9 protein-coding genes are annotated in these 11,164 nt (G+C 60.4%); 7 read left to right on the top strand and 2 right to left on the bottom strand.

Translation table 11 applies throughout. The annotated features are described in order from the left end of the window. A partial coding sequence (gene icmF, locus ACKWJN_RS13180) for a fused isobutyryl-CoA mutase/GTPase IcmF (protein ID WP_408597603.1) occupies nucleotides 1-3,249 on the top strand: 3,249 nt, incomplete at its 5' end. 57 nt (nucleotides 3,250-3,306) lie between these two features. Here icmF and ACKWJN_RS13175 read toward each other — a convergent pair. Continuing rightward, a complete protein-coding gene (locus tag ACKWJN_RS13175; protein ID WP_408597601.1) occupies nucleotides 3,307-3,651 on the bottom strand; it encodes a type II toxin-antitoxin system VapC family toxin in 345 nt (114 codons plus the stop codon). Between the two features lie 143 nt (nucleotides 3,652-3,794). Between ACKWJN_RS13175 and ACKWJN_RS13170 the strand changes: the two genes are divergently transcribed. Beyond that, a complete protein-coding gene (locus ACKWJN_RS13170; protein ID WP_408597599.1) occupies nucleotides 3,795-5,288 on the top strand; it encodes an AMP nucleosidase in 1,494 nt (497 codons plus the stop codon). On the opposite strand, the gene asd is transcribed toward ACKWJN_RS13170, so the two are convergent. Beyond that, entirely contained in the window at nucleotides 5,282-6,148 is an 867-nt protein-coding gene (asd, locus tag ACKWJN_RS13165; protein ID WP_408597597.1) for an archaetidylserine decarboxylase, read from the bottom strand. The genes ACKWJN_RS13170 and asd overlap by 7 nt on opposite strands. A 113-nt stretch (nucleotides 6,149-6,261) precedes the next feature. Here asd and ACKWJN_RS13160 point away from each other — a divergent pair, with 113 nt between their 5' ends. The 5 genes from ACKWJN_RS13160 to ACKWJN_RS13140 all read left to right on the top strand — a co-directional run bounded on the left by ACKWJN_RS13160 (nucleotide 6,262) and on the right by ACKWJN_RS13140 (nucleotide 11,128). Continuing rightward, nucleotides 6,262-7,182 carry an ATP-binding cassette domain-containing protein gene (locus ACKWJN_RS13160; RefSeq protein WP_408597595.1) on the top strand — a complete coding sequence of 307 codons (921 nt, stop codon included), beginning with the start codon at nucleotides 6,262-6,264 and terminating at the stop codon, nucleotides 7,180-7,182. A 4-nt stretch (nucleotides 7,183-7,186) separates the two neighbouring features. Then, a complete protein-coding gene (locus ACKWJN_RS13155; RefSeq protein WP_408597593.1) occupies nucleotides 7,187-7,960 on the top strand; it encodes an ABC transporter permease in 774 nt (257 codons plus the stop codon). A gap of 73 nt (nucleotides 7,961-8,033) precedes the next feature. Then, entirely contained in the window at nucleotides 8,034-8,882 is an 849-nt protein-coding gene (locus tag ACKWJN_RS13150; protein WP_408597591.1) for a 3-hydroxybutyryl-CoA dehydrogenase, read from the top strand. A 33-nt stretch (nucleotides 8,883-8,915) separates the two neighbouring features. After that, complete coding sequence (locus tag ACKWJN_RS13145) at nucleotides 8,916-9,680, top strand: metallophosphoesterase family protein (protein ID WP_408597590.1); 765 nt, start codon at nucleotides 8,916-8,918, stop codon at nucleotides 9,678-9,680. Beyond that, nucleotides 9,677-11,128 carry a serine/threonine protein kinase gene (locus tag ACKWJN_RS13140; protein WP_408597588.1) on the top strand — a complete coding sequence of 484 codons (1,452 nt, stop codon included), beginning with the start codon at nucleotides 9,677-9,679 and terminating at the stop codon, nucleotides 11,126-11,128. Before ACKWJN_RS13145 ends, ACKWJN_RS13140 begins: the two co-directional genes overlap by 4 nt. Nucleotides 11,129-11,164 lie beyond the last annotated feature (36 nt).

Below are 11,164 nucleotides of genomic sequence, written 5' to 3'. Positions count from 1 at the left end.
CCCCAGCACAAGGTGCGCTTTGTCACGGCTGCCAGTTTGTTTGACGGGCATGACGCCGCCATCAACATCATGCGCCGCATCTTGCAGGGCATGGGCGCTGAGGTGATTCACCTGGGCCACAACCGCTCGGTGGACGAGGTGGTGACAGCCGCTTTGCAAGAAGACGTGCAAGGCATTGCCATCAGCTCGTACCAAGGCGGCCATGTGGAGTACTTCAAGTACATGGTGGACTTGCTCAAAAGCCGGGGCGGCGCGCACATCCAGGTGTTTGGCGGCGGCGGCGGCGTGATCGTGCCGCCCGAAATTCGCGAGCTGCAGGCCTATGGCGTGACCCGCATCTACAGCCCCGAAGACGGTCAAAAAATGGGCTTGCAAGGCATGATTGGCGAGATGATCATGCGCTGCGACCAAGACCTGTCGGGCCATGCACCCAAGTCTGTGAAAGCCATTCAGGGCCACGACGACATGGCTTGGCGATCTCTCGCCCAAATGATCACAGCGCTTGAAAACGACCAACTCCCAGCCGAGGTGCTGAACGCCGTGCGTCTTGAGGCCAGCCAACACAAAGTGCCTGTGTTGGGCATCACGGGCACGGGCGGTGCGGGCAAGTCGTCCTTGACCGACGAGTTGGTGCGTCGCATCCGCCTCGACCAAGACGACAGCCTGCGCATTGCCGTGATCTCGATTGACCCGTCACGCCGCAAGAGCGGGGGTGCCTTGCTGGGTGACCGCATCCGCATGAACGCCATCGGCCCTTGGCGCAACGGCGCACGCGTGTTCATGCGCAGCCTGGCCACGCGCGACTTTGGCAGCGAAATCAGCGCGGCCCTGCCCGATGTGTTGGCGGCCACCAAGTGCGCAGGCTTTGACCTGATCATTGTGGAAACCTCTGGCATTGGCCAAGGCGACGCCGCCATCGTGCCGCATGTCGATGTGCCCCTGTATGTGATGACGCCCGAGTTTGGCGCGGCCAGTCAGCTAGAAAAGATCGACATGCTCGACTTTGCCGAGTTTGTGGCGATCAACAAATTCGACCGCAAAGGCGCCAGCGACGCGCTGCGCGATGTGGCCAAGCAAGTGCAGCGCAACCTTGAGGCGTGGAACACGCCCACGGAGCAAATGCCGGTGTTTGGCACCATGGCCGCGCGCTTCAATGACGACGGCGTGACCGCGCTGTACCAAGCCCTCAAGGTGCGGCTCTCGGCCTTGGGCCTGAACTTCAAGCCAGGTCGTTTGCCCGTGGTGGGAGTGCGCCACAGCACCAACCAAACGCCGGTGGTGCCCGCAGCACGCACACGCTATTTGGCGGAGATCACCGACACCGTGCGCGGCTACAAAAAGCGCGCCCGCGCGCAAGCCAAGCTGGCACGCGAAATTCAGCAGCTGCGCGAAGCCGCGCGCATGCTGGCCGAAGACAAACCAGGCCGTGCCAAAGCGTCTGAAGCCGCCATCGATTTGGCATTTGCACGCGAAGAAAATTTAGGCACCGCAGAACGCAAGCTGTTGGCGCAATGGCCCGACATGCAAGCCGCCTACGCGGGTGACGAGTACGTGGTGAAAATCCGCGACAAAGAAATTCGCACCGCACTGACCAGCAAGTCCTTGAGTGGCACCTCCATCCGCAAAGTGGCGCTCCCTCAGTACGAAGACCACGGCGAAGTTTTGAAGTGGCTGATGCTCGACAACGTGCCTGGCAGCTACCCCTACACCGCCGGCACCTTTGCCTTCAAGCGCGAGGGCGAAGACCCGACCCGCATGTTTGCCGGTGAAGGCGATCCTTTCCGCACCAACCGTCGCTTCAAGCTGCTGTCAGAGGGCATGCCCGCCAAGCGCTTGAGCACCGCGTTTGACTCGGTCACGCTGTATGGCAACGACCCCGACTTGCGTCCCGACATTTACGGCAAGGTGGGCAACTCGGGCGTGAGCGTGGCCACGCTCGACGACATGAAGGTGCTTTATGAAGGGTTTGACCTGTGCAGCCCCACCACCAGTGTGTCGATGACCATCAACGGGCCTGCGCCTTCGATCTTGGCGATGTTCATGAACACCGCCATCGACCAGCACCTGGCCAAGTTCAAGCTTGACAACAGCCGCGAACCCACCGAGACCGAGACCGCCAAGATCCGCGCTTGGGTGATGCAAAACGTGCGCGGCACGGTGCAAGCCGACATCTTGAAAGAGGACCAAGGCCAAAACACCTGTTTGTTCAGCACCGAGTTTTCGCTCAAGGTGATGGGCGACATTGCCGAGTACTTTGTGCACAACCAAGTGCGCAACTTCTACAGCGTGTCGATCAGCGGCTATCACATTGCCGAGGCAGGGGCCAACCCGATTTCGCAGTTGGCGTTCACGCTCTCCAACGGCTTCACCTTTGTGGAAGCCTACTTGGCGCGCGGCATGCACGTGGACGACTTTGCGCCCAACCTGAGCTTTTTCTTCAGCAACGGCATGGACCCCGAATACACAGTCATGGGCCGCGTGGCACGCCGCATCTGGGCGGTGGCCATGAAAGAGAAATACGGTGCCAATGAGCGCTCGCAAAAACTGAAGTACCACATCCAAACCTCCGGCCGCTCGTTGCATGCGCAAGAGATTCAGTTCAACGACATCCGCACCACGCTGCAAGCACTGATTGCGATTTACGACAACTGCAACAGCTTGCACACCAATGCGTTTGACGAAGCCATCACCACGCCCACCGAAGACTCGGTGCGTCGCGCCATGGCGATTCAGCTCATCATCAACCGCGAATGGGGCTTGGCCAAAAACGAAAACCCCAACCAAGGCGCGTTCATCATCGAAGAACTCACCGAGTTGGTGGAGGAAGCCGTGTTGGCCGAGTTTGAAAACATCGCCGAGCGCGGCGGCGTGTTGGGGGCCATGGAAACCGGCTACCAGCGTGGCAAGATTCAAGACGAATCGATGACGTACGAGATGCTCAAGCACACCGGCGAGCTGCCCATCATTGGCGTCAACACCTTCCGCAACCCACATGGCGAGCAGGTGATGGACAAGCTAGAGCTGGCCCGCTCCACCGACGAGGAAAAACAAAGCCAGTTGCAGCGCTTGAACGATTTCCACAGCCGTCACCAAGCCGAGGCAGCGGTTCAACTCCAACGCCTGCAACAAGCGGTGATCGACGACGCCAACGTGTTTGAGGTGTTGATGGACGCGGTGCGGGTGTGCTCACTCGGTCAAATCACCCACGCCTTGTTTGAGGTGGGCGGGCAATACCGGCGCAATATGTAGAAAAATTATCCTTGTATTTCCAACATGGCATGTTGGAAATACAAGGATGCTTGATGCTCAACTGCCTTTGCGCGACAAGAAAGGATTGAACAGCTTGACACCAAACGACTTGAAGTCCGCCACATTGCGCGTGACCACCGTCAGTTTGTGCGCACGTGCAGTCGCTGCGATCATGGCGTCTTCATACAAAGTATCCGATTGACGGTGCATGAGTTTTGCCCATTGGCGAAACACCACGGCGTCCATCGGCAAGATGTTGTGAACACTTGCCAGTTGGTCAAGCCATTGCTCAATCTCATCGGCTTTGTCTGCGTCTTGATCTCGGGTCAGTTCAATGCCTGCTTGAATTTCACCCAAGGTGACGGCACTCAGATACAGGCGCCAAAACTTCGGTGCGTGCATCGTCTTGCACGGGCCATGAGTGCATGGGCAGTCCTATCAAAGTCAAACAGACCAGTTGTCTGACTGTTTGAAAACACGCTCAAAACTTCGTCAACGGGACATGTATCCACGTTCTTGTCACAGGCCAGCCTTAACATCAGCGCATGAGCATTCGCCCCCCTTTCATCGCCCCCACCCGTCACACCGACGCCGACAGCGCACTGGACCAAGTTCAGGCGCTGTACCAAACCAGCCTAGACCATTTGCGCTTGGCCATGAAGCAGTTCGTGGCTGGCGAAGATTTTCCGCAGCGGGTGCGCGCGTATTACCCGTTTGTGCGCATCCACACCCAGCACGGTGCGCTGAAAAAAACGAGCGACAGCGCCCATTTGAGCTATGGCTTTGTGGCCGAGCCAGGGCGTTATGAAACCACGCTCACGCGACCTGATTTGTTGGGCGACTATTACCGAGAGCAGTTTCGCTTGCTGCTGCAAAACCACGGTGTGCCCTTGGAAGTGGGGGTGAGCCATCAGCCGATCCCGGTGCATTTTTCGTTTGCCGAGAACGACCACATCGAAGGCGAGATGAGCGCCGAACGCCGCCAGCAGATGCGGGAAGTGTTTGATTTGCCCGACCTCACCGCCATGGACGACGGCATTGCCAACGGCACGTTTCAAGCCGCTGCGGGCGAGCACCAACCCTTGTCCTTGTTCACAGCCGCGCGCATGGACTATTCGCTGCAGCGTTTGCGCCATTACAGCGGCACCAGCCCCGAGCATTTTCAAAACTATGTGTTGTTCACCAACTACCAGTTCTACATCGACGAGTTTGTGCGTTTGGGGCATGAAGCCATGCAAGACCCGAACAGCGAGTACGTGGCTTTTGTGGAGCCGGGCAATGTGGTCACCCGGCGCGTGGGATTGACCCCCGAGCCCCAAGACGCGCTGGGCAAAGTGCCCCCACGCTTGCCCCAAATGCCGGGATACCACCTGGTGCGAGCGGACCACTCGGGCATCACCATGGTGAACATTGGTGTGGGCCCTGCCAACGCCAAAAACATCACCGACCACATTGCCGTGCTGCGCCCCCATGCGTGGCTGATGCTGGGCCACTGCGCGGGCCTGCGCACCACACAGCAGTTGGGCGACTACGTGTTGGCCCACGGCTATGTGCGCGAAGACCATGTGCTGGACGAAGAGCTGCCGTTGTGGGTGCCCATTCCTGCGCTGGCCGAAATTCAAGTGGCGCTGGAGCGCGCCGTGGCTGATGTCACACAGTGCCAAGGGGCAGAACTCAAACGCATCATGCGCACCGGCACGGTGGCCAGCACCGACAACCGCAACTGGGAGCTGCTGCCAGACAACACGCCGCAGCGGCGCTTTAGCCAAAGCCGGGCCGTGGCGCTGGACATGGAAAGCGCCACCATTGCGGCCAATGGGTTTAGGTTTCGCGTGCCCTATGGCACGCTCTTGTGTGTTAGCGACAAACCGCTGCACGGGGAAATCAAGCTACCCGGTATGGCCAATCACTTTTACCGGGAGCGGGTGGACCAGCACCTGCGCATTGGCATGCGGGCCATTGAGCTGCTGCGCGAGCAAGGCCCAGCGCAGTTGCACAGCCGCAAATTACGCAGCTTTGCCGAAGTGGCGTTTCAGTGAACCGCCTCGCCCATCTTCTCGCCCAAGCGCACTGGGCGCGCGGCTTGCCATTCTGAGTTGAGCGCGATGGTCTGCTTGGGCCACAGCAACACCACGGTCGAGCCCAGCAAGAAGCGGCCCATTTCCTCGCCTTGTTGCAGGCGCAAGTCTTGGTCGTCATAGGTCCACTCACGCACCTTGCCCGGGCGCGGCGGGTTGACCACCCCGTGCCAGGGTGTGGCCATGCTGCCCACGATGGTGGCCCCCACCAGCACCAACACATACCGCTGCGGCTTGGCACCTTCGAGCGCCGGCATGTCGAACACGCACACCACGCGCTCGTTGCGCGCAAACAAACCCGGCACGCCGCGTGCAGTGGCCGGGTTGACCGAGAACAAATCGCCCGGCACATGGACCATGCGGCGCAAACGCCCGGCGCTGGGCATGTGGATGCGGTGGTAGTCCTTGGGGCTCAAGTAAATGGTGGCAAAGTCACCGTCAACGAACTGCGCGGCCAACGCGGCGTCGCCGCCCACCAGCGCCTGGGTGCTGTAGTGGTGGCCTTTGGCCTGAAAAATTTGGTCTCCCTCGATGCGCCCGAGTTGGCTGATGGCGCCGTCCACCGGACACACAAATTCAGCCGCCGCCAAGGGGCGCGCGCCAGGTTTCAGGGCACGGGTGAAGAAGTCGTTGAAGCTCGCGTACTGTGTGATGTCGGGCTGGGCGGCTTGTGTCATGTCCACTTGGTAGCGGCGCACAAACCAACGGATCAAGGCGTGGGTCAGGCGCCCGCCTTTTGCGCGTGCCACAGAACCTGCGAAAACAGTCAAGGCCTGCTTGGGCAGCAGGTATTGCAAGAGCACGGTGAGGGATTCGGTCATCGCTCAGATTTTAGGTGGGCCAAGCGAAGACGATCCAATGAGCCCAAACGCTCAGGCTCAAATGAGTCCCAGGCGGTTGGATAGCTTCATGCAGCCCGTGCACAATGTTTGACATGACCCCTCTGTTTGAATGTCAGCATTTGATGAAGCGCTACGGTGACACCACCGTGGTCAACGATGTGTCGTTTCGCATCGCACCCGGCGAATGCCTGGGCGTGATTGGCCCCAACGGCGCGGGCAAAACCACCACCTTGCGCATGTGCTTGGGGCTGGCCGCGCCCGACAGCGGCACAGTCAGCGCGTTTGGTTTGGCCATGCCTGAGCATGACTTGGCCATCAAAGCCCGCTTGGGTGTGGTGAGTCAGTTTGACACCCTCGACCCAGACTTCAGCTGCGCCGAGAACTTGATGGTGTTTGGCCGTTACTTTGGCCTCAAGAAAGCCGACATCCAAGCCCGCGTTCCTGAGTTGCTGCACTTTGCCGCCTTGACCCACAAAGCAGATGCCAAGCCCGGCGAGTTGTCTGGCGGCATGAAACGGCGCCTGAGTTTGGCCCGCGCCCTTGTGAACAACCCCGACTTGCTGCTGCTCGACGAGCCCACCACGGGCCTGGACCCACAAGCGCGCCACCTGATGTGGGAGCGCTTGCAGCAACTGCTGCAACAAGGCAAGTCGATTCTGCTGACCACGCACTTCATGGACGAAGCCGAACGCTTGTGCCATCGGCTGTTGGTGCTCGACCATGGCAAAAAAATTGCCGAGGGCACGCCGCGCGAGTTGATTGCCCAACACCTGGAGCCTGATGTGGTGGAGGTGTACGGGCAAGGCGCGCTGGCCTTGGTCAACAGCCCACTCAAAGACTTGGCACAGCGGCTGGAGACCAGCGGTGAGACCGTGTTTTTCTACACCCACCAAGCGGCACCGCTGTTGCAAGCCTTGGCCACGCACAGCGGTCTGCGCACCCTGCACCGCCCGGCCAATTTGGAAGATTTGTTTTTGAAATTGACCGGACGCCAGATCCGAGAAGAGGGCTGACACCATGCACACCTACTTTCGTTTTTGGCCGGTGTTTTTGCGCAATTTGCTGGTGTGGCGCAAATTGGCCATCCCCAGCTTGGTGGCCAATATTGCCGAGCCGCTGATGTGGCTGGTGGCCTTTGGTTACGGCATGGGCGCCCTGGTGGGCGAGGTGAGCTTGGACGGCCAGCGCGTGCCCTACATCTTGTTTTTGGCGAGTGGTTCGATTTGCATGAGCGCCATGAACGCAGCCACGTTTGAAGCGCTGTACTCTGCCTTCTCGCGCATGCATGTGCAAAAGACCTGGGACGGCATTTTGAACGCCCCCATGCGATTGGACGATGTGCTATTGGCCGAAATGCTGTGGGCGGCGTTCAAGGCTTTGTTCACCATCACCGCCATCTTGGGCGTGATGATGGGTCTGGGCATCACCCACAGTTGGAAGCTGCTGGCGGCCTGGCCCATCCTGTTGTGCGTGGGCATCACCTTCAGCTGCATTGCGCTGATCTTCAATGCGCTGGCCAAGGGTTATGACTTTTTCAGCTACTACTTCACGCTGTTTCTCACGCCCATGATGTTCTTGAGCGGCGTGTTCTTTCCGCGCGACCAGTTGCCCGACATCGTGCGCGACATCTCGGCCTGGCTGCCGCTGACCCAAGCCATCGCCTTGGTGCGTCCGCTGTTCTTGGACCAATGGCCCGCTCAACCCTGGCTGCACCTGGGGGTGTTGGGACTCTATGCGGTGGTGGCTTGGCGCATTGCGTTGCACCTGACCCAAAAGCGCTTCAAAGCTTGAGCCAAGTCAGCCAAGCGCAACCCTTCACCCGCTAATATTCTTTTATTCCATCCAAGCAAAAAGGGAAATTTCTATGAGCATTCAAACCGTAGGCATCATCGGGGCCGGCACCATGGGCCATGGCATTGCGCAGGCGTGTGCAGTCTCGGGCGTGAACGTGGTGATGGTCGACATCTCCGACGCCTCGGTCGCCAAAGGCATCTCTGCTGTCGCGGCCAGCTTGGACCGCCTGATCAAGAAAGAAAAAATCACCGAGGCCGACAAGGCCGCTGCTTTGGCTCGCATCCAAGGCAGCACGAACTACGACGACCTCAAAGCCGCACAACTGGTGATCGAAGCAGCCACCGAGAACTTCGAGCTCAAGGTCAAGATCTTGAAGCAAGTCGACGCGCTGCTGGCGCCTGAGGTGATTGTGGCCTCCAACACCTCGTCCATCTCCATCACCAAACTGGCCGCCGTCACCCAACGCGCAGACCGCTTTATTGGCATGCACTTTTTCAACCCCGTGCCGATGATGGCCCTGGTCGAAATCATCCGTGGCTTGCAAACCAGCGACACCACCCACGCAGCCGTGCACGACCTGGCGACCCGTCTGGGCAAGAGCCCCATCACGGTCAAGAACGCACCGGGCTTTGTGGTCAACCGCATCTTGGTGCCCATGATCAACGAAGCCCTGTTTGTGCTGGCCGAAGGTTTGGCCACCCCCGAGGACATTGACGCAGGCATGAAGCTCGGGTGCAACCAACCCATTGGGCCCTTGGCACTGGCCGACATGATTGGCCTGGACGTGTGCCTGGCCGTGATGGAGGTGTACCTCAACGAATTTGGCGACAGCAAATACCGCCCTTGCCCGCTGCTCAAAGAAATGGTGGCCGCAGGTCACCTGGGCCGCAAGACGGGACGCGGCGTTTACGTGTACTGAAGCTGAACCGTCCCCAATCGCAAGATTGACGCCATGAAGTTCGCCCTGCTGTCTGACGTCCACAGCAACTTGCACGCCTTGGAGGCCTGCTTGGCACACGCCCAAACCCAAGGTGCAGAGCGGGTGGCGGTGCTGGGTGACTTGGTGGGCTATGGCGCATTTCCATCTCAAGTGGTGGCGCGCTGCCAGGCCCTTCAAGCGCAGGGCGGCATCGTGCTGCGCGGCAACCATGAGGAACTGGTGCAGACCCACAACGTCAACGACAGCGCGTTGGGTGTGTCGCTGGGCGGACAAACGGCGCAGTGGACACACGACCAACTCTCGCCCGCGCAACGCTTTTGGCTTGAAATTTTGCCCCTCACCGCCAAAACCGACAGCCTGTTGTTGGTCCACGCCAGCGCCGATGCGCCTGAGCGTTGGCGCTATGTGGAAGACGAGCGCACAGCCAGCCTGAGCCTGGACGCGGCGTGCCTCGACCCCGCCGTGCGCCATGTGTTTGGTGGCCACGTCCACCACCAGTCCTTGTATTACCGAGGCACGGGGCGACAACTGATGCGCTTTGAGCCCTCCCCTGGCGTGGCCATTCCGACGCCGAAGCACCGCCATTGGATTGCCACCGTGGGCTCGGTGGGCCAGCCGCGGGACGGCAAGCCACGCGCCATGTACGCCATGTTTGACAGCGGCCCAGCGAAGCTGACGTTTCACCGCGTGCCCTACGACCACATGGCCGCCGCTCGTGCCGTGCGAGAGGCGGGCCTGCCCGAGTTTTTTGCCGAGCGACTGGAAACAGGCCGATGAAGCGCCTGGCGTCTGGGACGGAGCTGGACGGCTTTTGCATTGGCAGTTGCCTGCACGCGGGCGGCATGGCCCACATCTATGAAGTCAGCTACGCCGACCAGCGACCGGCGCCTTTTCCCTTGGTGATGAAAGTGCCCCGCATGACCGCGGGGGACGGGGCCGAGAACATCGTGGGCTTTGAGGTCGAACACCAAATTTTGCAGGTCTTGCAGGGTCGCCATGTGCCGCGCTTTGTGGCCGCGGGGGACTTGATGACGCTGCCTTATTTGGTGATGGAACATGTGCCAGGGCACTCCTTGCAGCAACGGCTCGATGCACACACCGCGCAGCGCACACGCCCCTCGCCCCAGGACATCGCGCATGTGGGTGCCGCTGTGGCGCGTGCGGCACACAGCTTGCACCAACAAAACACCTGTCACCTCGACCTCAAACCGGCCAATGTGCTGATGCATTCCGATGGCCACGCTGTGCTGCTGGACTTTGGCTTGTCCTGCCACGCCCACTACCCAGACCTGCTGGCTGAGGAGATGCGCAAGGCGGTGGGCTCGCCGGCCTGGATTGCCCCCGAACAAGTGGTGGGCGTGCGCGGGGACCCTCGCAGTGACATTTTTGCCATTGGCGTGATGCTGTACGAACTGGCCACGGGCGAGCTGCCTTTTGGCAACCCGACCACGGCCGCTGGCATGCGCCAGCGTTTGTGGATGGACCCCACGCCCCCACGCCGCCTGCGCGCCGAGGTGCCTGAATGGCTGCAAGAGGTGGTGCTGCGCTGCCTGGAGCCTGTGGCGGCGCAACGCTACCCGTCGGCCGCGCACTTGGCGTTTGATTTGGAAAACCCCGAGCACGTCAAGATCACCGCACGCGGCCAACAAGTCAAGGGCACCTCGTTCTTCACCCACCTCAAACGGTGGGTGCGCGCAGCGGGCATGCACTACCAGCCCAGCCCTTTGCCGTCGCAGCAAATTGAAGAGGTGCCAATCCTGATGGTGGCGGTGCCTCACCACGAGGCCAGTGACGCCACCTTGTATTCGCTGCGTCAAGCGGTGGCGCGTTCGCTGGGTTTGCGACCGGGTGCCAGGTTGGCGGTGGTGACGGTGATTTCACCCCACCTCACCAGCAGCACGGAGAGTGCCCACAGTGAAACCTCGTTGCACCGCCAATACCTGAGCTTGTTGCGCCAATGGGCGCAACCGCTCAATCTGGAAGGCCACCAAACCTCGTACCACGTGTTGGAGGCAAGCGATGTGGCCAACGCCTTGGTGCGCTACGCCGAAGGCAACCAAGTGAGCATGATCGTGATGGGTGCGGCCACACACGGTTTGCAGTTGCAGCGCTTGGTGGCCACGGTGCCGATCAAGGTGGCGATGGAAGCACCCTGCACCGTGATTTTGGTCAAGCAGAGCCTGCCCTTTTCTGCCTTTCACGACTTGCCCGATCAAGCGGGGTAGGCGGCGGCCCGCGCCTCAGTCAGCGCAGCGCCCTCC

The organism is Limnohabitans sp. (genome assembly GCF_046052825.1).
Lineage (GTDB): Bacteria > Pseudomonadota > Gammaproteobacteria > Burkholderiales > Burkholderiaceae_C > Limnohabitans.
This window is presented reverse-complemented; position numbering and strand designations above follow the sequence as displayed.

Coding starts and splice junctions, on each gene's coding strand:
- ACKWJN_RS13170 (WP_408597599.1), top strand. CDS start 3,795: ATGAGCATTCGCCCCCCTTTCATCGCCCCCACCCGTCACACCGACGCC.
- ACKWJN_RS13140 (WP_408597588.1), top strand. CDS start 9,677: ATGAAGCGCCTGGCGTCTGGGACGGAGCTGGACGGCTTTTGCATTGGC.
- ACKWJN_RS13160 (WP_408597595.1), top strand. CDS start 6,262: ATGACCCCTCTGTTTGAATGTCAGCATTTGATGAAGCGCTACGGTGAC.
- asd (WP_408597597.1), bottom strand. CDS start 6,148: ATGACCGAATCCCTCACCGTGCTCTTGCAATACCTGCTGCCCAAGCAG.
- ACKWJN_RS13155 (WP_408597593.1), top strand. CDS start 7,187: ATGCACACCTACTTTCGTTTTTGGCCGGTGTTTTTGCGCAATTTGCTG.
- ACKWJN_RS13150 (WP_408597591.1), top strand. CDS start 8,034: ATGAGCATTCAAACCGTAGGCATCATCGGGGCCGGCACCATGGGCCAT.
- ACKWJN_RS13175 (WP_408597601.1), bottom strand. CDS start 3,651: ATGCACGCACCGAAGTTTTGGCGCCTGTATCTGAGTGCCGTCACCTTG.
- ACKWJN_RS13145 (WP_408597590.1), top strand. CDS start 8,916: ATGAAGTTCGCCCTGCTGTCTGACGTCCACAGCAACTTGCACGCCTTG.